At 72.2% G+C, this 25,413-nt stretch carries 19 protein-coding genes; 15 read left to right on the top strand and 4 right to left on the bottom strand.

Annotation, left to right across the window (positions count from 1 at the left end; all coding sequences use genetic code 11):
• The first annotated feature begins 10 nt into the window (after positions 1-10).
• Positions 11-2,200, top strand: a complete 2,190-nt coding sequence (locus ACTWQF_RS00220) for a hypothetical protein (protein ID WP_443275915.1) — start codon at positions 11-13, stop codon at positions 2,198-2,200.
• On the opposite strand, the gene ACTWQF_RS00215 is transcribed toward ACTWQF_RS00220, so the two are convergent.
• Complete coding sequence (locus tag ACTWQF_RS00215) at positions 2,197-3,837, bottom strand: translation initiation factor 2 (RefSeq protein WP_443275913.1); 1,641 nt, start codon at positions 3,835-3,837, stop codon at positions 2,197-2,199. The genes ACTWQF_RS00220 and ACTWQF_RS00215 overlap by 4 nt on opposite strands.
• A gap of 409 nt (positions 3,838-4,246) precedes the next feature.
• Here ACTWQF_RS00215 and dxr point away from each other — a divergent pair, with 409 nt between their 5' ends.
• From dxr to ACTWQF_RS00185, 6 genes are all read left to right on the top strand, one after another.
• Positions 4,247-5,542: a 1-deoxy-D-xylulose-5-phosphate reductoisomerase gene (gene dxr, locus ACTWQF_RS00210; RefSeq protein WP_443275911.1), complete on the top strand. Its 1,296-nt coding sequence runs from the start codon at positions 4,247-4,249 to the stop codon at positions 5,540-5,542.
• On the top strand, positions 5,539-6,843 hold the full coding sequence (locus ACTWQF_RS00205) for a M50 family metallopeptidase (RefSeq protein ID WP_443275909.1): 1,305 nt from the start codon (positions 5,539-5,541) through the stop codon (positions 6,841-6,843). The genes dxr and ACTWQF_RS00205 overlap by 4 nt, the downstream gene beginning before the upstream one ends.
• 168 nt (positions 6,844-7,011) lie before the next feature.
• On the top strand, positions 7,012-8,169 hold the full coding sequence (gene ispG, locus ACTWQF_RS00200) for a flavodoxin-dependent (E)-4-hydroxy-3-methylbut-2-enyl-diphosphate synthase (protein WP_443275907.1): 1,158 nt from the start codon (positions 7,012-7,014) through the stop codon (positions 8,167-8,169).
• 143 nt (positions 8,170-8,312) lie between these two features.
• Complete coding sequence (locus ACTWQF_RS00195; protein ID WP_443275905.1) at positions 8,313-9,158, top strand: GNAT family N-acetyltransferase; 846 nt, start codon at positions 8,313-8,315, stop codon at positions 9,156-9,158.
• Positions 9,159-9,231: 73 nt separating this feature from the next.
• The gene (locus ACTWQF_RS00190) at positions 9,232-9,801 is read left to right on the top strand and encodes a GNAT family N-acetyltransferase (RefSeq protein ID WP_443275903.1); all 570 of its coding nucleotides are present in this window, start codon (positions 9,232-9,234) and stop codon (positions 9,799-9,801) included.
• A 93-nt stretch (positions 9,802-9,894) separates the two neighbouring features.
• Positions 9,895-11,604, top strand: a complete 1,710-nt coding sequence (locus ACTWQF_RS00185) for a proline--tRNA ligase (protein ID WP_443275901.1) — start codon at positions 9,895-9,897, stop codon at positions 11,602-11,604.
• A 52-nt stretch (positions 11,605-11,656) separates the two neighbouring features.
• On the opposite strand, the gene ACTWQF_RS00180 is transcribed toward ACTWQF_RS00185, so the two are convergent.
• From ACTWQF_RS00180 to ACTWQF_RS00170, 3 genes are all read right to left on the bottom strand, one after another.
• A complete protein-coding gene (locus ACTWQF_RS00180; protein WP_443275899.1) occupies positions 11,657-12,610 on the bottom strand; it encodes an aminoglycoside phosphotransferase family protein in 954 nt (317 codons plus the stop codon).
• An 88-nt stretch (positions 12,611-12,698) separates the two neighbouring features.
• Complete coding sequence (locus ACTWQF_RS00175; protein ID WP_443275897.1) at positions 12,699-13,178, bottom strand: ferritin-like domain-containing protein; 480 nt, start codon at positions 13,176-13,178, stop codon at positions 12,699-12,701.
• Positions 13,175-13,879: a hypothetical protein gene (locus ACTWQF_RS00170; protein WP_443275896.1), complete on the bottom strand. Its 705-nt coding sequence runs from the start codon at positions 13,877-13,879 to the stop codon at positions 13,175-13,177. Before ACTWQF_RS00170 ends, ACTWQF_RS00175 begins: the two co-directional genes overlap by 4 nt.
• A 352-nt stretch (positions 13,880-14,231) precedes the next feature.
• Between ACTWQF_RS00170 and rimP the strand changes: the two genes are divergently transcribed.
• From rimP to ACTWQF_RS00130, 8 genes are all read left to right on the top strand, one after another.
• Positions 14,232-14,789: a ribosome maturation factor RimP gene (gene rimP / locus ACTWQF_RS00165; protein ID WP_443275894.1), complete on the top strand. Its 558-nt coding sequence runs from the start codon at positions 14,232-14,234 to the stop codon at positions 14,787-14,789.
• Between the two features lie 2 nt (positions 14,790-14,791).
• A complete protein-coding gene (gene nusA / locus ACTWQF_RS00160) occupies positions 14,792-15,814 on the top strand; it encodes a transcription termination factor NusA (protein ID WP_443275892.1) in 1,023 nt (340 codons plus the stop codon).
• Positions 15,815-15,920: 106 nt separating this feature from the next.
• Positions 15,921-16,208 carry a YlxR family protein gene (locus ACTWQF_RS00155; RefSeq protein WP_443275890.1) on the top strand — a complete coding sequence of 96 codons (288 nt, stop codon included), beginning with the start codon at positions 15,921-15,923 and terminating at the stop codon, positions 16,206-16,208.
• Positions 16,209-16,362: 154 nt separating this feature from the next.
• Positions 16,363-19,416, top strand: a complete 3,054-nt coding sequence (gene infB, locus ACTWQF_RS00150; RefSeq protein ID WP_443275888.1) for a translation initiation factor IF-2 — start codon at positions 16,363-16,365, stop codon at positions 19,414-19,416.
• A gap of 148 nt (positions 19,417-19,564) precedes the next feature.
• Positions 19,565-19,861: a DUF503 domain-containing protein gene (locus ACTWQF_RS00145; protein WP_443244877.1), complete on the top strand. Its 297-nt coding sequence runs from the start codon at positions 19,565-19,567 to the stop codon at positions 19,859-19,861.
• Between the two features lie 140 nt (positions 19,862-20,001).
• Complete coding sequence (gene rbfA / locus ACTWQF_RS00140) at positions 20,002-20,493, top strand: 30S ribosome-binding factor RbfA (protein WP_443275886.1); 492 nt, start codon at positions 20,002-20,004, stop codon at positions 20,491-20,493.
• A 3-nt stretch (positions 20,494-20,496) separates the two neighbouring features.
• Positions 20,497-21,423 carry a tRNA pseudouridine(55) synthase TruB gene (gene truB / locus ACTWQF_RS00135; protein WP_443275884.1) on the top strand — a complete coding sequence of 309 codons (927 nt, stop codon included), beginning with the start codon at positions 20,497-20,499 and terminating at the stop codon, positions 21,421-21,423.
• 361 nt (positions 21,424-21,784) lie between these two features.
• Entirely contained in the window at positions 21,785-25,303 is a 3,519-nt protein-coding gene (locus ACTWQF_RS00130) for a trypsin-like peptidase domain-containing protein (RefSeq protein WP_443275882.1), read from the top strand.
• The last annotated feature ends 110 nt before the right edge of the window (positions 25,304-25,413 follow it).

The following is a 25,413-nucleotide window of genomic DNA, read 5'->3' as shown; positions in this document are numbered from 1 at the left end:
GAGTTGGGGTGTGAGCGAGCAGACGCGCAACACCGTCGACGGGCACGTCAGCACCGGTGCGATCGTCCAGGCGGCCAGCATCGGGGCAGTGCACCACCACACGCACGCCGCACCGCAGGAGCCCACCGCTCCTCCGGTGCAACTGCCGGTCGAAGCGGCGTACTTCGAGGACCGGGACGCCGAACGGGCCGATGTCGCACGGGCGCTCGGGCAGCGCCGCGGGCGCCCGGGGGTGGTGCGGCCGCTGGTCGTGGCCGTGAGCGGCATCGGCGGCGTCGGCAAGAGCGCACTGGGGTTGCGGCTCGCGCACGAGACGTACCGCGAGCGGGGGTGCGGCGCACTGTATGTCGACCTGGACGACGTACGCCGGGACGGCGCCGTGGCCCCGGCGGACGTGCTGGCGGTGCTGCTGCGCGCGCTGGGTGTGCACGAACCGTGGCTGGCAAAGGACTTCGCCGGGCGCCGCCGTCAGTACGAGGAGCGCACCGCACGCCGCGAACTCGTCGTCGTCCTCGACAACGTCGCCTACGGCAGCGAGGTCGAACCCCTGCTGCCCGTCTCCTCCGACAGCGTCGCCATCGTCATCAGCCGAAAGCGCCTGGTGGACCTGTCCGGCGCGCTGGAGGTGCCGCTGGGCCCGCTGCCCGGCGAGGCGGCGGAAGGGCTGCTGCACGCCGTGCTGGACGGCACGCGCCCGGCCGGCGGTCCGGGCACGGTCACCGAGATCGCCCGGATGTGCGGCGGACTGCCCGCGGCGCTGCACGTCGCCGGCCGGTATCTGCGCACCCACCGGCGCAGGCCGCCCGAGCGCCTGGTGGCCGCGCTGCGCACCGAACTCGACGAGGAGGGCCTGCCCGTGGTGGAAGCCGTCTGGGACGCCGCCTACCGCGAGCTGAGCGCCCCCGCGGCCCGCCTCTACCGGCTGCTCGCCGCGCACCCCGGACCGTCCTTCACCGCGGCGTCGGCTGCGGCGCTGCTCGGTGACGCCGACCTGGACACCGCCTACGACGCGCTGGGCGAGTTGGAGCACGCCAGCCTGATCGCGGTCTGGGACCGCGCTGGGGAGGGCGACAGCGCAGCGGCGGGCGGCAGCGCCCCGGAGCGCGGCAGCGCCGCAGAGCCCGACGGGGCGACAGAACGTCTCCGTATGCACGATCTGCTGCGCGCTCACGCCCAGCGCCGCGCCCGCCGCGACAGCGACCCGGGCGAGGCGCCAGCGGCCCGGCGCCGGGTGGTGCGCTGGTACCGGCGGCAGGCGGAACGCGCCGACGAACTGATCGCGGGCGGCCGGATGCGCTTCGCCACCCCCGTGCCCCCGCTGCCGTACGCGCCGGACGTGCCCTTCGCCGACAAGGCGGACGCGGCCCGCTGGATGAGAGCGGAAGAACCCGCGCTGTACGCGTGCGTGCACCTCGCCCATGGCAGCGGCGACCGCGGTGACCCGGAGGGCGACACCGACGCCTGGAGCCTGTGCGAGCCGATGTGGACGCACTTCATGGACCACCGGCACCACGCGGAGGCCATCGACGCCTTCCGCGCCGGGCTCGCCGCCGCGCAGCGCGCTGAGCAGGTGGCGGCGCAGGCCAGGATGTGCTGCCAACTGGCCCGCGCCCTCTGGGAGGTGGGCAGGCTGCCGGAAGCACGCACCATGGTGGACCGCGCCGTGGAGGCCGCGGCGACGCTGGAGGGCGAGCCCAAGCTGCGCGCCTCCACCCTCGAATTCCGCGGACTGCTGCACTGCGCGGAGGGTGATCCGGCGCGCGCAATAGAGCAGTTCATGGCCTCCCGTCGGATCCACGAGGAGATCGGCAACCCCTATGGCGTCCTGCTGCAGAGCTATCTGCTCGGCAAGACCCTCATCGGGCAGGGCGAGCCGCAGCGCGCTGTCGACGCGCTCGAAGGGGCACACCGGATGGCCCTGGAGCAGGACCGCGAACGGATGACCGGGCTCACCGCCTACGAACTCGCCCGCGCCCTGCGCCGACTGGAGCCGGCTGCCGATGACGGCCGGGTCCAGGCGCTGTACGAGCGTGCGCTCACCAGCGCACGTACCCGCGGCGCCGACCACGACGAGGCCGCGGCCCTGTACGCACTGGCCGACCTCGCCGAGTCGGCGGGGGAGCGGGAGACAGCCGAGGCCCACCGCGCTCAGGCCCGCGCCATCGAAGCCGACGCGGGCGGCGTGGTGGATCGCGGCTAGCCGAGCAGCCCCTCCGCCGGCACCCCCGCGTCGTCCGGTACCGGCCCCAACACCGCCACCGCGCGCTGCCCTCCCACCTCGCACCGCACCCGCTGCCCCGCGGGCACGGCCGCACGCCGCTTCATGAGCCACGCGTGCACACCGCACAGCACCGCGACCGGATCGACCCCCTTGGGTGCGGATTCCAGCCGCACATCCAGCAGCCCGCCGTCCCGCACCCGCAGCACATACCGGTCTGGCGCCATCACTGCGGCAGCCGTACGGCACGACCCCGGGTACGCGGCAAGCACCTCCGCGCTCCACTCCCGTACCGAGGCCCCGGCAGCGTTCCCGTCCCAGTGCCGGTACAGCAGCCCGGCGCTCTGCACATGGCGCAGCCCCGCCCAGTCCTCCTCGGCCGCCAGATGGTCACCGGCGCGGCCCGAGACCGGGCGCCGCACCACCCGCACCGTGTCCCCGCTCCCGTCCGCGTCCGCGTCCACGGCGAAGGCCCACGGAGCGGGTGACCGCTGCACCACCTCCACCGGCAGCGGCAGCGGCTCAGGTTCGGCCGGCACCGGGGGCGGGGTGAGGTCCAGCAACTCGTACAGGTGCCTGCGCAGCTCTCCCACCGCGCTCCCGTGCCGGGCGAAGGCGTCCGCCGCCACCGCCCGCACGGTCTCCGGCCGGTGCTCCGCCAGCGCCCGTTCGAGCAGGGGCTCGTACGGCGCGTGCTCGTCCAGCCGCGGCACCGCGGCCAGCAGCCGGGCCATGGGCGTGCCGGGCAGCAGTTCGGTGCCGCCGTCGTAGGCGCCCAGCACGGGGAGGCCAAGTGCCGCCGCGTACAGCGCTGTCGAGCCGTGGTCGGTGATGACGCAGTCCGCGGCGACCAGCAGCGCCGCCCACTCCTCGTACGGGCGCGGCAGCAGTACCCCGGCCTTCCGCTCCGGGGTGAGGTCCAGGCTGAGCCCGAACTGCTCCTTGCGCGCATGCTCGTTCGGGTGCAGCACCAGAGCTGTCTGGTAGGCGTCGTACGGCAGTTCCGTCGCCAGCCGCAGCGGCAGTCCGGGGCGGCGCTCCAGCAGCGACTCACGGCCCCAGGTGGAGAGGGTCACCACCAGCCTCCGCCGGCCGGTCCGCAGGGCGCGCCGGTAGCGGTCCCGGCGTGGCTGCGACTCCAGCAGCCGGTCGAGTGTCGGGTCGCCGACGACGGCAGCGGGTGCGGCGGCCGGCGGCGAGTGTGCGGCCAGCCGGTCGAGCTGACCGGGGTGGGCGAGGGCGTGCAGCCGGGCAAGCGGGGCGCCGTCGGGGCGCAGCAACTGCTCGGGGTGGAGCCCGTTGGCCGCGTCGTCCCCCGGCTCGCCCGGTTGGGCGGGCATCCGTTTACTGAAGCCCGCACCGTGCGGCAGCAGCGTCAGCGGGCCCCGCAGCCGGTGCAGTTCACCGCGTGCGGAGGCCGCCAGTATCAGCCCGAACGAGCGCCGGGTGGCCTCTTCCCAGGGCAGTTGCCGCGCGCGCAGCCCGTCGAGCGCGGCCAAGGCGTCGGCACCGAACTCCGAACCGGGCACCAGCGTGACGTACGGCCGGATCCGCCGGTCACCCGCGAGGGCCGGCGCTGCGTCGAGGAGCCGGTGCAGCGTGGTCGCCGTCCTGACCACGAAAAGCACGCACCGGGCTTCCGGCTCCCGGCTCCCGGCTCCCGGCTCCCGGCTCCCGGCTCCCGGCTCCCGGCTCCCGGCTCCCGGCTCCCGGCTCCCGGCTCCCGGCTCCCGGCTCCCGGCTCCCGGCTCCCGGCTCCCGGCTCCCGGCCAAATCATCGAGTTTAGTGGGCGCCACACGATCGCGTATGCCACTTCGTTGACTCAGCGGCAGCCTGTTCTGATCGCTCGGCGGCATGAGCGTGATCGTACTCGGCGGGAAAGACGGCACTAGGCGGTCCCGCAGCGTGCTGGAAGACCCACGGCTGTGGCGCTGCGTGCCCCCACCCGCGCGCCGACTGCCGCGTGCACCCGGCCTCGCACCCGGTGCGCTGTCCGGTCGGGTCCGGGGAGCGGACACAATGGGGGCATGACCGACTCCCTCGCTGATCCGCATCTGCGCTACCCCGGCACCGAGCCCTCCGGCAACGGCAGTGGCACGGCAGCAGCCTCGCAGGCGGGCGCACCGCGCGACATCGTGATCCTCGGCTCGACGGGTTCGATCGGCACACAGGCCGTCGATGTCGTGCTGAAGAACCCGGGCCGTTTCCGGGTCACCGCGCTGGCCGCCTCGGGCGGCCGGGTGGAGTTGCTGGCCGAGCAGGCGCACCAGCTGCGGGTACGCACGGTGGCCGTGGCCCGCGAGGAGACGGTGCCCGCGCTGCGGACGGCGCTGCGGGAGGCGTACGGCACGAGCGAGCCGCTGCCCGAGGTGCTGGCGGGCCCGGAGGCCGCGACGGAACTGGCCGCCTCCCGGTGCCACACGGTGCTCAACGGCATCACCGGCTCCATCGGCCTCGCACCGACCCTGGCCGCGCTGGAGGCGGGCCGGGTGCTGGCGCTGGCCAACAAGGAGTCGCTCATCGTCGGCGGGCCCCTCGTCAAGGCGCTGGCCCGGCCCGGCCAGATCGTGCCCGTCGACTCGGAGCACTCCGCGCTCTTCCAGGCCCTCATGGGCGGCACCCGCGCTGAGGTGCGCAAGCTGCTGGTCACCGCCTCGGGCGGCCCGTTCCGGGGCCGGAGCAGAGGCGAGCTCGCCGATGTGACGCCGCAGGAGGCGATGGCCCACCCCACCTGGGACATGGGCCCGGTCATCACCGTCAACTCGGCGACTCTGGTCAACAAGGGGCTCGAAGTCATCGAGGCGCATCTGCTCTACGACATCCCGTTCGACCGCATCCAGGTCGTGGTCCATCCGCAGTCCGCCGTGCACTCGATGGTGGAGTTCACGGACGGCTCCACCCTCGCCCAGTGCGGCCCCCCGGACATGCGGCTGCCGATCGCGCTCGGCCTCGGCTGGCCGGAGCGGGTGCCGGACTCCGGGCCCGTCTTCTCCTGGACCGAGGCGATGTCCTGGGACTTCTACCCGCTGGACGAGGAGGCGTTCCCGTCCGTTCCGCTGGCCTGCCGGGTGGGCGCGCTGGGCGGTACGGCCCCCGCCGTCTTCAACGCCGCGAACGAGGAGTGCGTCGAGGCGTTTCTGGCCGGAAGGCTGCCGTTCACGGGCATCGTGGATACGGTTGCGGCTGTGGTCGAAGAGCACGGCACGCCGGACGGAACCGGGCTCACCCTTCCCGATGTCCTCGCCGCAGAGACCTGGGCGCGCGCCCGCGCCCGTGAACTGGCGGCACGTTCCGCCACAGCAACAGCGGAGGCCCGCGCATGACGACGTTCATGACCATCCTCGGCATAGTCGTCTTCGTCGTCGGCCTGCTGTTCTCCATCGCCTGGCACGAACTGGGCCACTTCTCGACGGCCAGGATGTTCGGCGTGCGGGTGCCGCAGTTCATGGTGGGCTTCGGCCCCACTCTGTGGTCCAAGCGCAAGGGCGAGACGGAGTACGGCATCAAGGCGGTGCCGCTCGGCGGCTACATCCGCATGATCGGCATGTTCCCGCCGGGCGACGACGGCGCCGTACGGCAGCGCTCCTCCTCGCCGTTCCGCGGCATGATCGAGGACGCGCGCGCTGCCGCGTACGAGGAGCTCCAGCCCGGTGACGAGCACCGGATGCTCTATACGCGCAAGCCGTGGAAGCGCGTCATCGTGATGTTCGCCGGGCCGTTCATGAACCTGATCCTGGCCGTGGTGATCTTCCTGACGGTGCTGATGACCTTCGGGGTCAACACCCAGACGACCACCGTCTCCACGGTCTCGGAGTGTGTGATCCCCGCCTCGGCGCAGACCGACAAGTGCCCCAAGGACGCCAAGGACTCCCCGGCCAAGGCGGCGGGCCTCAAGCCGGGTGACAAGATCGTCGCCTTCGACGGGCAGCGTGTCGAGGACTGGAGCGCTCTCCAGCAGCACATTCGCGACACCACGGGCCCCGCCACCCTCACCGTCGAGCGGGACGGGACCCGGCACACGCTGCACGCCGATCTGATCGAGAACAAGGTCGCCAAGTCCGACGGCCGCGGCAGCTACGTCCCCGACGAGTACGTGACCGCCGGATTCCTCGGCTTCACCCCGGCCAGCGGCATCGTGCAGCAGTCCTTCCCGCAGGCCGTGGACCGGATGGGCGACATGATGGCCAACGGCGTGGAGGCCCTGATCGACCTGCCGGGCAAGGTGCCCGACCTGTGGAACGCGGCCTTCGACGGCGCCGAGCGCAAGCAGGACTCGCCGATGGGCGTGGTGGGCGCCGCCAGGGTGGGCGGCGAGGTCTTCTCGCTCGACATCCCGCCGAGCCAGCGGGTGGCGACCATGCTCTTCCTGGTCGCGGGCTTCAATCTGAGCCTGTTCCTGTTCAACATGCTGCCGCTGCTGCCGCTGGACGGCGGACACATCGCAGGCGCCCTGTGGGAGTCGCTGCGGCGCAATCTGGCCAAGGTCTTCCGGCGCCCGGACCCCGGTCCCTTCGACGTCGCCAAGCTGATGCCCGTCGCCTACGTGGTGGCCGGTATCTTCCTCTGCTTCACCCTTCTGGTGCTGGTGGCCGACGTGGTGAATCCGGTCAGACTCACCGGCTGACGGGATACGTGTCTCATGCGCTGACGCCCGTGCGAAATCGCACGGGCGTCAGCATTTGCCGCATTCTCCAGTGAGCAATGTGCTCCGGGCGAGGCCGGTGCCGTAATCTCGGGGAACGGGAGCCCGCCGAACCCGGGACTTGAACGACACCGTTGGGGTTGCACGCTGATGACAGCGATTTCGCTCGGAATGCCGGACGTTCCGGCCAAGCTCGCCGACCGCAGGGTCAGCCGGAAGATCCAGGTAGGAACGGTCGCGGTCGGTGGAGACGCGCCCGTGTCCGTGCAGTCCATGACCACGACTCGCACCTCGGATATCGGCTCGACGCTGCAGCAGATCGCCGAGCTGACGGCGTCCGGGTGCCAGATCGTCCGGGTGGCGTGTCCCACACAGGACGACGCCGACGCGCTCGCCACGATCGCCCGTAAGTCGCAGATCCCGGTGATCGCCGACATCCACTTCCAGCCGAAGTACGTCTTCCAGGCCATCGACGCGGGCTGCGCCGCCGTCCGCGTCAACCCCGGCAACATCAAGCAGTTCGACGACAAGGTCAAGGAGATCGCCGCCGCGGCCTCCGCCGCCGGCACCCCCATCCGGATCGGCGTCAACGCGGGCTCGCTGGACAAGCGGCTGCTGGAGAAGTACGGCAAGGCCACCCCCGAGGCACTGGTCGAGTCGGCGCTGTGGGAGTGCTCACTCTTCGAGGAGCACGGCTTCCGCGACATCAAGATCTCGGTCAAGCACAACGACCCCGTCGTGATGGTCAACGCCTACCGGCTGCTGGCCCAGCGCTGCGACTACCCGCTGCACCTCGGCGTCACCGAGGCCGGCCCCGCCTTCCAGGGCACCATCAAGTCGGCCGTCGCCTTCGGCGCCCTGCTCAGCGAGGGCATCGGTGACACGATCCGGGTCTCCCTCTCGGCACCGCCCGCCGAGGAGGTCAAGGTCGGCATCCAGATCCTGGAGTCCCTCGGCCTGCGCCAGCGCGGCCTGGAGATCGTCTCCTGCCCCTCCTGCGGCCGCGCCCAGGTGGACGTCTACAAGCTCGCCGACGAGGTCACCGCCGGCCTCGAGGGCATGGACGTCCCGCTGCGCGTCGCCGTCATGGGCTGCGTCGTCAACGGCCCCGGCGAGGCCCGCGAGGCCGACCTCGGCGTCGCCTCCGGCAACGGCAAGGGCCAGATCTTCGTCAAGGGCGAGGTCATCAAGACGGTGCCCGAGTCCAAGATCGTCGAGACCCTCATCGACGAGGCGATGAAGATCGCCGAGCAGATGGAGAAGGACGGCGTCGCCTCCGGCGAGCCGGTGGTGACGGCGGCGAGCTGACCAGCCCGCCAGCGAGACCAGCACAGCAGCAACCGCCGCGCAGGCCGAGAAGGCCGCGCGGCGGCGGCGTTCTGTGCGCACAGGTACAGTGCCAGCAGATCGTTCCTTACGCCCACGGGCCGCACGGTGAGGCACCGAGACCGTTGTTGACCACCACTTCCACCAAGGTCGTCGAACCGGCCGAGCTGCAGGAGGCGCTCGCCGTTCTGCGCCGGGAGCCGGTCAACAACGCGTTCGTCACTGCCCGTGTGCAGAACTCCGGGCTCGACCCCTGGCGCCTCGGCGGCGAGATGTGGGGCTGGTACCAGGACGGCCGGCTGGCAGCTCTCTGCTACAGCGGAGCCAACCTCGTCCCGCTGTGCGCGGGCCCCGAGGCCGTCCGCGCGTTCGCCGAGCGGGCACGCCGCCAGGGCCGCCGCTGCTCGTCCATCGTCGGGCCCGCAGGCCCCACGGCGGCGCTGTGGTCATATCTGGAGCCGCACTGGGGCCCGGCCCGGGAGGTGCGGCCCAACCAGCCGCTGCTGGTCACCGACCGGATGCCGCACGACATCGCCCCCGACCCGCTGGTGCGGCGGGTCGCCAAGAACGAGATGGACCTCGTGCTGCCCGCCTGCGTGGCGATGTTCACCGAGGAGGTCGGCATCTCCCCGTTGTCAGGCGACGGCGGGCTGGTCTACCAGGCGCGGATCGCCGAGCTCGTCAGCACCGGGCGCTCCCTCGCGCGCATCGAGGACGGCCGCGTCGTCTTCAAGGCCGAGATCGGCGCCGTCACCCCCTACGCCTGTCAGATCCAGGGTGTCTGGGTGGCCCCCGAGCGGCGCGGCGAGGGCCTCTCGGAGACCGGGATGGCCGCCGTCATCGGTCATGCGCTGCGCGATGTCTCCCCGCTCGTGAGCCTGTACGTCAACGACTACAACGCCCCCGCACGCGCCGCCTACCACCGCGTCGGCTTCCGCGAGGTCGGCGCGTTCATGAGCGTCCTGTTCTGAGACCGCCCGGCCCCGATTGCCGCGCTGCGCTGCCTCTTCGCGTGGACACGGCCAAGGAAGTAGCCTCCCGGCCATGCCGCACACAGCCGGGGGGCAGCTCCCGGACCCCCGGAGAGTGGTCATCGGCCCGCTCGACCTCGCAGCGCGCGTCGACGAGGCGCTCGCCGTCCAGGCTGTCGCCTTCGGCCTGACCGACGAGGAGATCGGCGTACGCAGGCACATCGTCCTGCGTCATATGACCTCCCCGGGCGCGCGGGCACTGGGTGCCACCACCGAGGAGGGCCGCCTCGTCGGCTTCGTCTACGGGATGCCGAACGACCGCACCCAGTGGTGGTCGACGGTGGTCGAGCCCTATCTGCGCCAGCAGGGCCACGAGGACTGGCTGGAGAACACCTTCGTCATCACCGAGCTGCATGTGCACCCCGCCTTCCAGCGCCGCGGGATCGGGCGCGAGTTGATCACCCGCCTCACCGACGCGGCCACCGAGCCCCGCTCCCTTCTCTCCGCCCTCGACACCGACAGCCCCGCCCGCGCCCTCTACCGCCGCCTCGGCTACCGCGACCTGGCCCGCCGCGTTCAGTTCCCGAGCGCTGCGCAGCCGTACGTGGTGATGGGGGCACGGTTGCCGTTGGCGCGGGGCTGACATCTCGTTTCCGTGCTGCCGGTCCGGGCCGATAGGCTCCGCATCGACGTGTTCCGTCACTCATCGCGAGTACAGCCCCGAGCAGGAGTCCCCATGGCAGCCCGTGTCCAGCGTTTGTCCCGGTCGATGCTGAAGACGCTGCGTGACGACCCGGCGGACGCGGAGACGCTCAGCCACAAGCTGCTGGTCCGCGCCGGGTACGTACGCCGCACCGCCGCCGGCATCTGGACGTGGCTCCCGCTCGGCAAGCAGGTGCTGGAGAACGTCACCCGTGTCGTACGCGAGGAGATGGACGCCATCGGCGGCCAGGAGGTGCTGCTCCCGGCGCTGCTGCCCAAGGAGCCCTACGAGGTCTCCGGCCGCTACGAGGAGTACGGAGACCTGCTCTTCCGCCTCAAGGACCGCAAGGGCGGCGAGTACCTCCTCGGCCCCACCCACGAGGAGATCTTCACGCAGGTCGTCAAGGACCAGTGCTCCTCGTACAAGGACCTCCCGGTCACCGTCTACCAGATCCAGACCAAGTACCGGGACGAGGCCCGCCCCCGCTCCGGCATCCTGCGTGGCCGCGAGTTCACGATGAAGGACTCCTACTCCTTCGACGTCTCCGACGAGGGCCTGGCCGAGTCCTACGCCGCACACCGCGTCGCCTACAAGCGCATCTTCGAGCGCCTGGGCCTGGACTACCGCATCGTCTCGGCCGTCTCCGGCGCCATGGGCGGCTCGGCCTCCGAGGAGTTCCTGGCCCCCGCCGCGGCCGGCGAGGACACCTATGTGCAGTGCCCGCGGTGCGGCTACGCGGCGAACACCGAGGCCGTCTCGATCACCGTGCCGCCGTCCTCCGCCGAGGGCCACGGCCCGGTGGAGAAGCTGGACACCCCGGACACCCCCACCATCGAGACGCTCGCCGAGTACCTGGGCGTCCCCGCCTCGGCGACGCTGAAGAACCTGCTGGTCAAGGTGGACGGCGAGATCACCGCGGTCGGCGTCCCCGGTGACCGCGAGGTGGACCTGGGCAAGCTCGGCGAGCAGCTGGCGCCCGCCACGGTCGAGCTGGTCACCGCGGAGGACTTCGAGGGCCGTTCGGATCTGGTCCGCGGCTACGTGGGCCCGCAGGGCGGCATGGCGGGCAAGGCGTTCCGCTACCTCGCCGACCCGCGAGTGGCCCCCGGCACCTCCTGGATCACCGGGGCCAACGAGGAGGGCAAGCACGCCCGCAACGTGGTGTGCGGCCGGGACTTCGAGGTGGACCAGTACCTCGACGTCGTCGTTGTCGAGCCGGGCGACCCCTGCCCGATGTGCGGTGCCGGCATCGAGCTGGACCGCGCCATCGAGATCGGCCACATCTTCCAGCTGGGCCGCAAGTACGCCGACGCGTTCGAGCTGGATGTGCTCGGCCAGGACGGCAAGCCGGTCCGCGTCACCATGGGCTCCTACGGCATCGGCGTCTCGCGCGCCGTGGCGGCGCTCGCCGAGCAGCACGCCGACGAGCAGGGCCTGTGCTGGCCCCGCGAGGTGTCGCCCGCCGATGTGCACGTGGTCGCCGCGGGCAAGGCGCAGCAGACCGAGGCGGCGCTGGAGATCGCCGACCGGCTCGGTGCGGCGGGCGTGCGGGTGCTGGTGGACGACCGTACGAGCGTCTCCCCGGGCGTGAAGTTCACCGACGCCGAGCTGATCGGCGTACCGACGATCCTGATCGCCGGACGGGGCATCAAGGACGGCCGCGTGGAGCTGAAGGACCGGCGTACGGGCGAGCGCGAGGAGCTGCCGATCGACGAGGCGGTCGCCCGGCTCACCCAGGGCTGAACGCTCACCGAGCCGGTGCGGAAAGGGCCCCTGTGACAGCAGGGGCCCGCGGTCACAGCCAGGCGGCGAACTCCAGCAGCATCTCCGCGTCCGCTGTGTTGCCGCCCGCGTACTGCCGGCATGCGGACTCGACCGCGCGGTAGAGGGTCCACCGGCGTACCCGTTCACGGGGGACGTCCAGTGAGTCGGCGAGCTTGTTGACGCGGCGGCGGGTGGCGGCAGGGGCACCGCTGGACGCCATCAGGTCGTGCAGCCGGTCCCGTACCAGCCGCGCCAGGTCGTAGGCGGGCTCGCCCACCAGGGGGTCGGGCCCCACGGTCAGCCAGTGCGCCCGCTCACCGCGTTCGGAGGCGGCCAGCACGGCGCCCTGCCGGAAGTCCCCGTGCAGCAGCACCGGATCGCCCTCGGCAGGCTCGGCCAGCATCGCCTCCCGGGCCTCCAGCGCGGCGGCCACCAGTGGCTCGGCGTCCGGTGGCACCGAGGAGCGCATCAGCGCCGCCTCCACGGCGGTGTGCTCGGCGACCGTCTCCAGGCTGTGGCCCGCAGGCTGCGGCACCCACAGGCGCCGCACCACCGAGACCGCCTCCAGCGTCGCCTTCGCCTCCGGCAGTGACCGCAGCGACACCTCGCAGCGCAGCCGCTCCAGCAGCAGCACGCCCTCTTCCGGCGCGGCCCGCAGCACCCGTACGGCACCCAGCCCGTGCCAGGCGGTCAGCACCTCGTACTCGCGCGCTGCCCGCACCGGTGCGGGCGCTCCGTCGGGGGCGAGCAGCTTCAGCGCGGCCGGCGTACCGTCCGCCTGCCGCACCAGTACCACCACACTGCTGCGCCCGCCCGGTGTCACCACCCGGTCGGCCACCAGCTCCCACTGCTGAAGCCACCGCTCCAGCAGTGCGGAGAGCCCCTCCAGCCAGTTCTGCGCCGCGGTGGCCGCAGCGGCGCCCTGCTGGGACGCCAGCGCGCGCAGCAGCCGCTGCGGGGGTTCGAGGGGCAGCACGGAAGCCATTCCGGACGGGCCTTTCTTCAGTACTTTTCTTCAGTACTCGTCTTCAGCACTTTCGAAGGGGCGCGTACGGCGTACGCGTCCGGCGGGGTCACAGCGTGCCTGGGGCGCTCGAACCGCTCGGTGCCCCGGAGGGGGAGGCCGGCGAGTCCCCGGCGCCCAGCTCGGTGAGGCCCGGGAAGGCCACGCTGCTGCCCTTCCAGCGCACCGAACGGACCGCGGCCTCCTGCAGCGCGTCGGCCGCCGCGCGCCGCCGCGCTCCCTCGCTTGCCCGCACCAGGTCCGCGTACACCCCGGCGACGCGGTCCTCCAGCTGGGCCGCGAGCCGTACTGCGGCTTCGCTGTCGGGCACCGCGAAGGGCAGCGCGTAGGCGGCCGCGGCCGGCTCCGGTTCGCCGCCCAGCGAGCGGATGGTACGGCGCAGCGCGTCCCGGCGGGCCCGGTGTGCTTCGTAGCACTCGCGCACCTCGCTCTTGCGGTCCTCGCCGATCCGCCCGCCGACGACCCCGTAGCCGTAGACGGCGGCGTGCTCGGCACGCAACGCGGCCTGGGCGGCGGTCAGTTCCTTCATCCGTCCGCCTCTCCCTCGCTGGTACCGCCCGGGCTGTCGTCGCCGCCCGTGCTCTTGTCGCCGTCCGCCTTCTTGCCGTGTTCGTCGAGGAGGTACCCGTGGGCCGAGCCGCAGGCGGCCACCGACGCCAGCAGCCTGGCGAACTCGGGCGGGGCACCGCCCAGTGCCTTCGTACGTGCGGCGGCCAGTCGCCGCTCGGCCTTGGCCAGCGCCGCGAGCGCCGCCTTCTCGGTCCTGGGCACGGACGCCGTGTCCGGGCTGGGTGGCCGCTCGGAGGGTCCGTCCGGTCCGCCGTCCGGCTGCCCGGACCGGCTGGGGGCCGGCGAGCCGGAGGGCGGCCGGGAGCCGTGGGAGGCGGACGGATGTGGGGAGGGCGTTTCGGTGCCGGACTCGCTGCCGCGCAGCACTCGCGCATGGCGGGCCACCTCGTCGCGCAGCGGGCGCACTCGCGCGGCGAGCGCCGGATGGACCTTGACCGTGCCGTCGTAGCGGGCCAGCAGGTGCTCGCTCTCGTGTGCGGCCCTCCTGCGCAGCTGTCGCGTCGCGTCCGCACGCTCCCCGTCGGCGCTGCCCGGCGCCTCCTCGTCCGTACAGGCCGCGACGAGCGGCAGGCCGAACGCCGCTCCCGTGGCGCCCAGTGCGCCGGTGAGCAGCGATCTGCGGCGTGGTCGTGCCGCCGCCGGTGACGGCGTGAGCGACATGTGCACTCCCTGGATGTGGGCGAACGAACGGCCAGACGGACTGCGGCCTCGCCCGGACTTGTGACCGCAGTGGGGCGCTGGTCACGCCCCGCGAGGGTACCCGGGCTTCTTCCCGCGGCTGTCCGGGGCCACCCCTGCCCGGCCGGTCCGCACCCGGACGCCGGACAGCGGCGCCGGACAGGACGTCTGCCGACGGCGCCCGGGACAGCGCTGCCGCGGCGGCACAGCCGTGCACTGCCGCGCGTTCTCCGACCGGGTCGGCGCAACGCGCCACAGACGATAGGCTTGGTCGGCGACACGCCCCTGTCACGAGGCCCCCTACAACAGCACACGCGGCCGAGGAGTCACCCGGATGAGCACCACCCAGAGCGAGAGGCTGCGCGGACTGCTGGAACCTCTCGTCAGCAAGAGGGGGTTGGATCTCGAAGAGATCGATGTGACCCCGGCCGGAAAGCGACGCGTGCTGCGAGTCGTCGTGGACGCTGATGACGGGGTCCAGCTGGACACCTGCGCGGAGCTGAGCCGCGCCTTCTCCGAAGTGCTCGACGAGAGCGACGCGATGGGCGGCGCCCCGTACGTGCTGGAGGTCACCTCCCCGGGGGCCGACCGCCCGCTGACCGAGCAGCGGCACTACCGCCGCGCCGCCGGGCGGCTCGTCAAGGCACAGCTCACCGAGGCGGCCGGCGGTGGCGAGCTGACCGCTCGCATCACCGCTGTCGACGAAGAGGGCGTCGATCTGGAGGTGCCCGGGGTCAAGGGGCGCAAGCCCACGGCCCGCAGGCTCGCGTTCGACGAGATCGCCAAGGCGCGGGTCGAGATCGAGTTCAACCGCAAGGCCGCGGAGAAGCCGCGGCGCACCTCCGCGGCCGGCGACGCCGAAGCCGCCGGGAACGAGAACGAGGAGGCGTAGCCGTGGACATCGACATGAGTGCCCTGCGTGGGCTGGTCAGGGAGAAGGAGATCTCTCTGGACCTGCTGGTCGAGGCGATCGAGTCGGCCCTCCTCATCGCGTACCACCGCACCGAGGGCAGCAGGCGGGACGCGCGCGTCGAGCTGAACCGCAAGACGGGCCACGTCACGGTGTGGGCCAAGGAGAGCCCCGAGGAGCTCGAAGAGGGCGCCGAGCCACGGGAGTTCGACGACACCCCGAGCGGGTTCGGCCGGATCGCCGCGACGACGGCCAAGCAGGTCATCCTGCAACGGCTGCGAGACGCCGAGGAGGAGGTCACCTTCGGCGAGTACGCGGGCCGTGAGGGCGATGTCGTGGCCGGTGTCGTCCAGCAGGGCAAGGACCCCAAGAGCGTGCTGGTGGACATCGGCAAGCTGGAGGCCATCCTGCCGCCGCAGGAGCAGGTCCCGGGCGAGGATTACGCGCACGGCACCCGGCTGCGTACCTACGTCGTCCGCGTTGCCAAGGGCGTCCGAGGTCCGTCGGTGACCCTCTCCCGCACCCACCCGAACCTGGTCAAGAAGCTCTTCGAGCTGGAGGTCCCGGAAATCGCGGACGGCTCCGTGGAGATCTCGGCCATCGCCCGCGAGGCGGGCCATCGCACCAAGATCGCCGTACGGTCCACCCGCTCCGGGCTCAACGCCAAGGGCGCCTGCATCGGCCCGATGGGCGGCCGTGTGCGCAACGTCATGGCGGAGCTGCACGGCGAGAAGATCGACATCGTGGACTGGTCCGACGACCCGGCCGAGCTGGTCGCCAACGCCCTCTCCCCGGCGCGGGTGAGCAAGGTGGAGATCCTGGACCTGGCAGCGCGCTCCGCTCGGGTCACCGTGCCCGATTACCAGCTGTCACTGGCCATCGGCAAGGAAGGGCAGAACGCCCGGCTCGCCGCCCGCCTGACCGGCTGGCGTATCGACATCCGCCCGGACACCGCGGAAACAGCTGGGGACGGCCAGTCCCAGGACCGTTCCGCCGGGCAGGGCTGAGCGCGGTCACAATACGTGGCCGGAGCCTTGCGGACCGGCTGCGAATGAGTAACGGGGCCCTTACCCCCCACGGGGTTTCGGGGCTTCGGGGAGGTAGACTTAGGCAGTGTCTGGCCGGACGCGTGGTCGGGCGTGCCCTCAGCGGACCTGCGTGGGCTGCCGGGAGCGCGCCGATAAGGATGTTCTGCTGCGAGTGGTGCTGATCGGGGGAAGCCTGATCCCCGATCTTCGCGGTAGGCTGCCCGGTCGGGGTGCTTATGTGCACTCCGTTTCGTCCTGTCTTGAGCAGGCCGTCCGGCGCCGGGCATTCAACCGGGCCTTCCGGGGCCCGGGTCCGTTCGACCTCGCGGAGCTGCGGGAGCACGTGGAGCGGAACGCACAGCAAGCACCGTAAGAGAGCCCGTACGGAACCTCCGTGCGGGGAGAGGTACCTCGCGAGTGGGAAGTAGGTCGAGATTGCGATGAGCACTCGATGAGTACGCGATGAGTACGCCCATGCATCAGTAGCGAAGGTCCGGCGGACGATCCCCCGGGCCGTAAGGAGCGAAGTGGCTAAGGTCCGGGTATACGAACTCGCCAAGGAACTTGGAGTGGAGAGCAAGGTCGTCATGGCCAAGCTCCAGGAACTCGGTGAATTCGTCCGTTCGGCGTCCTCGACAATCGAGGCGCCGGTAGTCCGCAAATTGACAGACGCGTTCGACGCGGGCTCCGGCGGTGGCGCCAAGAAGTCCGCAGCGAAGCCGGCGGCGCCCCAGAAGGCAGCCGCCAGGCCCGCCGCACCCAAGCCGGGTGCGAGCGCGCCGAAGCCGGGCGCACCGAAGCCCGGTGCCCCCAAACCGGGCCCCGAGGCTCCGGTGACCCCTGCCCCGAGCCCCGCACAGGCCGAGACGGGCGCTGTCGAGGCCCCCAGGCCCGGCGCCCCGAAGCCCGGTGCTCCCAAGCCGGGGCCCGCACAGCCCGCAGCGCCCGCGAAGCCTGACTTCCAGGCGCCGCCCGCCGCGCCGAGCGGCCCCAAGCCGAGCCAGGCGCCGCGTCCGGGCGGCCAGGCCCCGAAGCCGGGCCAGGCCCCGAAGCCCGGCGGTCAGGGCCGTCCGCAGGGCGGCGCCCCGAAGCCGGGTCAGCCGACCAAGCCGGGTGGGCGTCCCTCCGGGCCGCGTCCGGGCAACAACCCCTTCACCTCCGGTGGCTCCACCGGTATGGCGCGTCCGCAGACGCCCCGTTCCGGCGGTGCCCCCAAGCCGGGCGCTCCGAAGCCCGGTGCGCCCAAGCCGGGCCAGGGCCCGGGTGGCGCCGGTCAGGCGGGTCCGCGTCCGCAGGCTCCGGGTGGCGGCCGTGCCACGCCGGGCAACATGCCGCGTCCGCAGGCCCCGCAGGGTGGCGGTCCGCGTCCGGGCGGTGGCGGCGGTAACCGCCCGAACCCGGGCATGATGCCGCAGCGTCCTGCCGCGGGCCCGCGTCCGGGTCCCGGCCGTGGCGGTCCCGGTGGTGGCGGCGGTGCCCGTCCGGGTGGTGGCGGCGGTGGCCGTCCCGGTGGTGGCGGCGGCTTCGCCGGTCGTCCCGGTGGTGGCGGCGGTGCCCGTCCCGGCGGTGGCGGCGGCGGTTTCGCAGGCCGTCCGGGCGGCGGTGGCCGTCCCGGTTTCGCCGGTCGTCCGGGTGGTCCCGGCGGCCGTGGCGGCACACAGGGCGCGTTCGGCCGTCCCGGCGGTCCGGCCCGTCGTGGCCGCAAGTCGAAGCGGCAGCGGCGCCAAGAGTACGAGCAGATGCAGGCACCGTCGGTCGGCGGTGTGATGCTGCCGCGCGGCAAGGGCGAGACCGTCCGGCTGTCGCGTGGTGCCTCGCTCACGGACTTCGCGGAGAAGATCAACGCCAACCCGGCGTCCCTGGTCCAGGTGATGTTCAACCTGGGCGAGATGGTCACCGCGACCCAGTCCGTCTCCGACGAGACGCTGCACCTCCTCGGCGAGGAGATGAACTACATCGTCCAGATCGTCAGCCCGGAGGAGGAGGACCGCGAGCTTCTCGAGTCCTTCGACATCGAGTTCGGCGAGGACGAGGGCGGCGAGACGGCGCTCATGCCGCGTCCGCCGGTGGTGACCGTCATGGGTCACGTCGACCACGGTAAGACGAGGCTGCTGGACGCGATCCGGAAGACCAACGTCATCGAGGGCGAGGCCGGCGGCATCACCCAGCACATCGGCGCCTACCAGGCGTCGACCGATGTGAACGGTGAAGAGCGCAAGATCACCTTCATCGACACCCCTGGTCACGAGGCGTTCACCGCCATGCGTGCCCGCGGTGCCAAGTCGACCGACATCGCGATCCTGGTGGTCGCGGCCAACGACGGCGTGATGCCGCAGACCGTCGAGGCGCTCAACCACGCCAAGGCGGCCGACGTGCCGATCGTCGTCGCGGTCAACAAGATCGACGTCGAGGGTGCCGACCCGACCAAGGTCCGCGGCCAGCTGACCGAGTACGGGCTGGTGGCCGAGGAGTACGGCGGCGACACGATGTTCGTCGACATCTCCGCGCGCCAGGGCCTGAACATCGAGGAGCTGCTGGAGGCCGTGGTCCTGACCGCGGACGCCTCGCTCGACCTGCGGGCCAATCCCGACCAGGACGCGCAGGGCATCGCGATCGAGGCCCACCTCGACCGCGGCCGCGGCGCCGTGGCGACCGTGCTGGTCCAGCGCGGCACGCTGCGGGTCGGCGACACCATGGTCGTGGGCGACGCCTACGGCCGGGTGCGCGCGATGCTCGACGACAAGGGCGAGAACATCAAGGAAGCGGATCCCTCGACGCCGGTCCTGGTGCTGGGTCTGACCAATGTCCCGGGCGCCGGCGACAACTTCCTGGTGGTGGACGAGGACCGTACGGCCCGGCAGATCGCCGAGAAGCGCGCGGCGCGCGAGCGCAACGCGGCCTTCGCCAAGCGGACCCGCCGCGTCTCCCTGGAGGACCTGGACAAGGTGCTCAAGGCAGGCGAGGTGCAGCAGCTCAACCTCATCATCAAGGGCGACGCGTCCGGTTCGGTCGAGGCCCTGGAGTCCTCGCTGCTCCAGCTCGACGTCGGCGAAGAGGTGGACCTGCGCATCCTGCACCGCGGTGTGGGTGCGGTCACCGAGACCGACATCGACCTGGCGACCGGCTCGGACGCCATCGTGATCGGCTTCAACGTCCGCGCCGAGGGGCGCGCGACGCAGCTGGCCGAGCGCGAGGGCGTGGACGTCCGCTACTACTCGGTGATCTACCAGGTCATCGAGGAGATCGAGGCGGCCCTCAAGGGCATGCTCAAGCCCGAGTACGAAGAGGTCGAGCTGGGTACGGCGGAGATCCGCGAGGTCTTCCGCTCGTCCAAGCTGGGCAACATCGCCGGTGTCATCATCCGGTCCGGCGAGGTGCGCAGGAACACCAAGGCGCGCGTCATCCGGGACGGCAAGGTCGTGGCGGAGAACCTCAACATCGAGGGCCTGCGCCGCTTCAAGGACGATGTCACCGAGATCCGCGAAGGCTTCGAGGGCGGTATCAACCTCGGAAACTTCAACGACATCAAGGTCGACGACGTCATCGCGACGTACGAGATGCGGGAGAAGCCGCGCGGCTGACCCGCTCCCTCGTTTCCGGGGCCGACCGGCGGAAGATATTTCCGTCGATCGGCCCCGGCCGTTGCGTGTACGGTGCCAGTGACTCCTACGCCCCCAGCCACCGCTGGGCGGCGACCCAAGGCCCCACGGGTGGCTTGACCCGCACTGTATGTACGTAGGGACGCTGTCCTTCGATCTGCTTCTCGGCGACGTGCGGTCGCTCAAGGAGAAGCGCTCCGTCGTCCGCCCCATCGTCGCCGAGCTGCAACGCAAGTACGCGGTCAGCGTGGCGGAGACGGGCGAACAGGACCTCTACCGCAGAGCCCATCTCGGGCTGGCGGCGGTGTCCGGGGACGCGGGGCATCTCAGCGACGTGCTGGACCGCTGCGAGCGGTTGGTCGCCGCGCGTCCTGAGGTGGAACTGCTGTCCGTGCGGCGGCGGTTCCACGGCGACGACGATGAATAGACGCACAGCCGAAGTGGGCGCAGCAGTCGCAGCTAACGCGGCAGCAGGAGCAGCGGCGGCAGCGCAGCAGTGGCAGAAAAGCAGCAACGCAGGAACGCAGCAGCGCGTGAGCGCATGGCGCAGAGCAAGGAGACGGACCAGTGGCCGACAATGCGCGGGCGAAGAGGCTGGCGGACCTCATCCGTGAGGTGGTCGCCGAGAAGCTGCACCGAGGGATCAAGGACCCGCGGCTCGGCACACATGTGACCGTCACGGACACCAGGGTCACCGGCGACCTCAGGGAAGCAACGGTCTTCTACACCGTCTACGGCGACGAGGAGGACCGCAAGGCCGCCGCCGCGGGTCTGGAGAGCGCCAAGGGCGTGCTCCGCTCCGCCGTCGGCTCGGCGGCCGGCATCAAGCACACGCCGAGCCTGACGTTCGTGGCGGACGCGCTGCCGGAGACCGCCAAGACGATCGACGAGGCGCTGGCCCGGGCACGGGCCGCCGACGAGGAAGTCCGCAAGGCGTCCTCGGGTGCCGCGTACGCCGGTGAGCCCGACCCGTACCGCAAGCCGGGCGAGTCCGCTGCCGACGACGCGGATCTCCCGGAGGGCTCGGATGCTCCCGACGGCGAGGACGAGAGCGCCTGATCCGTGGCACGTAAGAGAGACAACGGTCCCGGCGGGCTGATCATCGTCGACAAGCCCGCCGGGTTCACCTCGCACGACGTCGTGGCCAAGTTGCGCGGTATGGCCCGCACCCGGCGCGTCGGCCATGCGGGGACCCTCGATCCGATGGCGACCGGTGTGCTGGTCGTCGGCACAGAGCGGGCCACCCGGCTGCTCGGCCATCTCGCCCTGACGGAGAAGGAGTACGTCGCCACCGTCCGGCTCGGCCAGGAGACCGTCACGGAGGACGCCGAGGGCGAGATCACCGCCTCGCGGGGCGCCAAGGATCTGGACCGGGAGCGTGTGGATGCCGCGGTGGCCGCGCTGACCGGAGAGATCTCGCAGATCCCGTCAGCCGTCAGCGCCGTCAAGGTGGACGGCAGGCGTGCCTATGCGCGGGTGCGCGAGGGCGAGCAGGTGGAGCTGGCCGCACGGCAGGTCACCGTCTCCTCGTTCGCCGTGCACGAAGTGCGCGAGGAGACCGCCGAGGACGGCACACAGGTCACCGACCTGCTGGTTTCGGTGGTGTGCTCGTCCGGCACCTATGTACGGGCGCTCGCCCGGGATGTGGGCACGGCACTGGGCACGGGCGGGCATCTGACGGCGCTGCGGCGCACCCGGGTCGGCCCGTACGGGCTGGACGGCGCGCACACACTGGAGCAGCTGCAGCAGTTCGTGGACGCCGAAGAGCCGTTGCCCGTCCTGCCGTTGGGCGAGGCCGCAGCCGCCGCGTTCTCCCGCTGGGACGTCGACGAGGAACAGGCACGCCGCATCGGGAACGGCGTCCAGCTGCGGATGCCGGTGGACGGGGTCGGACCCGGTCCCGTCGCGGTCTTCGGACCTGGCGGGCAGCTCATCGCGCTGGTGGAAGAGCGGGGCGGCAGGGCGAAGAGCCTCGCTGTCTTCGTGTGAGGGACGGCTGTTGCTTCACGGGGTCTGGTGGGCCTGTCTCCTTGTGGGGGACGGGCCCGTCTTCGTGTGGGGGAGTTTTCGTCGCCGGTAGTGCGGCGAGGCCGTCTTCGTGTGGGTGACATTCCCGTTGTCGTGCCGCTGGCTTCCCCGTCCCCTGGCAGGTGATGAGCCGGGGATATCCCTGGGCGCCGGCGCATTCACCCGGGTGGCCGGGCGCTCGGGGTGAAGCGTGGGCGCGGGTGGGGGCGCGTTCGGCGCCGGGACTGTTGCCGCTGATCAACTGCGCTCTACGGTCGACGCGGTGGTGAGGGCCAGCGCGGAGGTTCGAGCGATGTCGGCGGTGTGCGGGAGACCCACGCTGGTGCGCCTCAGCGATTTGGCGGGACGGCCGCGCGGCCTCGGCTTCGTCGCCGACGACCTCGGAACCGTGGTGACCAGCCACGAGGCGGTGGACGGCCTCAGTCGTGCCGTACTGCACGCGGGAGAGAGCTCGGTCATCGCGGCGAGCTGTGACATCACGCCGTTGCCCGAGTGGAACCTGGCGCTGATCCGTACGGCAGGGCTGTGCCTCGATCCGCTGGTCATCGGGGCAGAGCGACCGCACCCGGGCACCCGAGCCGTCCTGCTGACCGAGGACGAAGCACTCCCCGCCACGCTGACCGGCACCGTGTCGGTCACCTACACCTCCACCGCCCGCTACCACGCCATGGAGCGGGCACTGCTGCTCGAACTGCCCGAGTCCGTCAGCGTCCCGCTGCGGCTGTCCCGGAAGGCGTCGGGTGCCCCCGTGGTGGACGCGGCGAGCGGGGCCGTCCTCGGCGTTCTGGGCACCGCACTGCACGCAACGTCCGGACGCCCCGGGCCCTTCGCGGTACCGCTGTACGCGGCGGGCGGGCCGGCGCCCGACGGTCCACTGGGCGTACTGCTGCGGCAAAACGGTGCCTCCGCGCCCGGGTTCGGCCCCGATCTGAACCTGGCCGGGGTGCTGCGGCTGGCCGCGGCCTCGGTGGGGCCCGCGGTGGAGCGGTGCGCACATGCGGTGCCCCGGCCCGAAGTTGCCGAGCACTTCGACCTGTTCGCACACAGCGGGGCCTCCGTGATCGCGCTGGTGGGCGCCCCCGGGACGGGCCGCACCACCGAGCTCGCCTCCGTCGCGGCCCGCCGGGCGCGTGCTGCCGAGCCCGCTCCGAGTGTCTGGCTGCGCGGCGCCGAGCTGCATCCGCAGGACGCCGGGATCCGGGAGGCGGTCGGCCGCGCACTGGCAGCGGCCGACCGGACCGTTGCGGCTCCTGGTATGCGGGACGGAACCGGGGCCGCGTCGACGGGTGACTTGTGCGAGGTCAACCCCGATGTGGTCGCGCGTCTCGCCTGCGCTGCCGGCCGGCCGCTGCTGGTGCTGCTGGACGCACCGGAGGAGATGCCGCCCCAGCTCGTGCACACGCTGCGGCAGTGGACCGTCCGTACGGCGAGCTGGCTGCGGGCCACCGGTGCGCGGCTGGCGGTCGCGTGCCGCCCCGAGCACTGGGAGCAGGCGGCCGCGCTCTTCCCCGAGGACATGCTCTACGCGCTCGCCGGGACCAACGGCAGTGTGCGGGTGGGCGATCTGCCGCCCCGGCCGGCCGCACGGGCTCTGGCCGCCTACGGCTTGCCGGATGGTGCACTCGCGCCCGGCGATGCCGGGCACCCGCTGGCGATGCGGATGCTCGCCCAGGTGCGCGCGGCGCAGGGTGCCCTGTGCGGGCGGGGCGTATCGCGGGCGCCGGGCGCACAGGACGTGGGCCGGGACGAGGTGTCGGAACCGGCCCCCGCCCGTCATGAGATCTTCGCCGCCTTCCTGGATCTGCTGTGTCTGCGCATCGCACAGCGCCTGATGTCGCGCGGTGAGGGGGAACGGAACATCGGAGTGCCGCAGCGGGCGGCAGGAGCAGCGGTCGGTGGCGACATTGCGGACCCGGGCTCCGTCCGGCGTCTCGCTGCCCGCGTCGCCGGCCGGCTGCACGAGGCCGCGCGCCGCTGTCTCGGGTCCGGGCAGGGCGAGTTGAGCCCCGCAGCGTTCGACGAGCTCTTTCCCTGGCGCTGCGGCTGGGCCTCCGCCGTGCTGACGGAGGGCGCGCTGGCCCCGGCGGGAGAGGGCTACCGGTTCGTGGACGAGGAGTTCTCCGACTGGTTGCAGGGCTGCCATCTCGACCTGGACGTGGCTTTGGACACACTCGTGCCCCGGCGAAGCGGGGCCGGGGACGGTGCGGTTCGGGTGCCCCGCCATCGCGCCGGTCCCGTCGTCCAGGCGCTCCTGCTGTGCGACCGGCGGGACGGCGCGGAGGTGCTCGCCCCGCGCCTGCGCCGGTTGGCCGACGCCTTGGGCGAGACGCTGGGTGCGGGCCTGGACGACGGTGTGCCGGACGGCGAGGCCGCGTGGTGGGCCGTGCACCTACTGCGCGAGACGCTGCCGCGGATGCCGGACGCGTGCCCGTACACGCCCGTCCTGCGCAGCCTGGCGGAGCGGGTGGCCGAGCGGCAGGACAGCGCCATGGTGCGGGAGAGCTTCGGGCCCTGCTTCTGGCGCGGACTCCCCCTGGAAGCCGCCGGGAAGGCGGAGCTGCTGCGGCACCTGTTGCCGACCGACGTACCTGCGGACCGGCCGTGCGAACAGGGCCGCTATCTGGACGTTCTCAAGGAACTGCTGACTGCCGAACCTCGCACCGTGCAGCCGCTGTTGTGCGAGTGGTTCAGCGATCTGCGGCCCCTGCGGCGGCGCACGGATGCGGACGGGCACACTGTGCCCACTGTTGCCACCGCCGCCCAGGCACTGCTGCACACCAACCGGCACATTGCCACGGACGAGCTGGCCGATGCCCTCGTCGACGCCGCACACCTGCGCGCCGACGAGCTCCTGGCCGAGCTGGTGCAAGACGAGCTCCCCGCAATGTGCCGAGCCGTCGAACGGTGGGCACATGACACCCGCACCGACGGACGCCGGACAGCCGCGGCCGTCTACGGGGTGCGTGCGGCGCGCCGGGTAAGCACCGACTCCGACTGCAAACTGCTGCGCTCCGCCGCGCTCGCACTGCTGCGCCGCCCCCAAGACCGCGCACTGCGCACCGCGGCTCTCGCCATCCTCGTACGCGACCCGCACAGCCGCTCCCGGCATATGAGGGCCGCACTGCGCTGTTTCACCGAGACCGGCGACGCCGAGTTGGCGGCTGCTCTGGGTACCGCACTGGGCACCCACCCGGAGCCGGTGCTCGCCGCCTATCAGGCGCTGCTCACCCGGCCTGCCGACCCGGCAGCACAGTCGCAGGCCGTGCGGGCACTCGCACAAGTGCGCACTCCAGCACTGGCCCGGCGCGCTGCTCTGCTGGTACGCGAACACGCCGTGCTCCGCCCGTGGCGGGCCCGCGACGACGTGGCCGCCTTCGTGGAACACCGACTGCGACACGGCCCAGGCGCCCGCGCCGTGCTGCGCCCACTTGTGGCGGAGCTGCTGCAGGAAGAGGAGCCGACATTCCGGGCAGGTCTCGCCCATGTGCTCGGCGAGGGGGAGGGGCCGCTGCGCGACGAACTGCTGGATCTCCTGCTCGACCACGAGCGCGACGAATCCGTCCTGGAGGCCGCGCTGGACGCCGTGGCCCGGCGTACGACCGTCCCACGGCAGCGGGGCGGAACGCCCGAGGAGAAGCTGGTGCGGCGTATCGGGGTGCGAATGGCAGCCACTGCGCAGGGTGCGGCCTCCTTCGACCGGGCGCTCGCCCGCTTCGCGCGTGAGCTGCCCGGGTTCGCGGGGGCCGTCAGCGCCTGGGTGGCACGGGAGCCGGAGTTGTGGACGGCTGTTGTGGGGCCCCGCGCCCGCCGAGTGTGCGACATGCTGGACGAACACGTCTGACCTCCGGGGCGGGGCCGGATCCGTGCTCGCGTCGTGCCGGTGGCCTGGAGGTGGGTCCGTGCGGGCCGGGACGGCGGGGCATGGCACCCTTGAACCGGCAAGACCCGTCA

The sequence above is a fragment of the Streptomyces sp. 8N114 genome, from assembly GCF_052245835.1.
Lineage (GTDB): Bacteria > Actinomycetota > Actinomycetes > Streptomycetales > Streptomycetaceae > Streptomyces.
Note: the sequence above shows the minus strand (reverse complement) of the source record. Positions and strands in the feature narration are given on the sequence as shown.

Bases quoted from the DNA above. Each gene is read 5' to 3' on its own strand.
- dxr (WP_443275911.1), top strand. From the start codon at position 4,247: ATGACCGACTCCCTCGCTGATCCGCATCTGCGCTACCCCGGCACCGAG.
- ACTWQF_RS00205 (WP_443275909.1), top strand. From the start codon at position 5,539: ATGACGACGTTCATGACCATCCTCGGCATAGTCGTCTTCGTCGTCGGC.
- ispG (WP_443275907.1), top strand. From the start codon at position 7,012: ATGACAGCGATTTCGCTCGGAATGCCGGACGTTCCGGCCAAGCTCGCC.
- ACTWQF_RS00190 (WP_443275903.1), top strand. From the start codon at position 9,232: ATGCCGCACACAGCCGGGGGGCAGCTCCCGGACCCCCGGAGAGTGGTC.
- ACTWQF_RS00185 (WP_443275901.1), top strand. From the start codon at position 9,895: ATGGCAGCCCGTGTCCAGCGTTTGTCCCGGTCGATGCTGAAGACGCTG.
- ACTWQF_RS00180 (WP_443275899.1), bottom strand. From the start codon at position 12,610: ATGGCTTCCGTGCTGCCCCTCGAACCCCCGCAGCGGCTGCTGCGCGCG.
- ACTWQF_RS00175 (WP_443275897.1), bottom strand. From the start codon at position 13,178: ATGAAGGAACTGACCGCCGCCCAGGCCGCGTTGCGTGCCGAGCACGCC.
- ACTWQF_RS00170 (WP_443275896.1), bottom strand. From the start codon at position 13,879: ATGTCGCTCACGCCGTCACCGGCGGCGGCACGACCACGCCGCAGATCG.
- rimP (WP_443275894.1), top strand. From the start codon at position 14,232: ATGAGCACCACCCAGAGCGAGAGGCTGCGCGGACTGCTGGAACCTCTC.
- ACTWQF_RS00145 (WP_443244877.1), top strand. From the start codon at position 19,565: ATGTACGTAGGGACGCTGTCCTTCGATCTGCTTCTCGGCGACGTGCGG.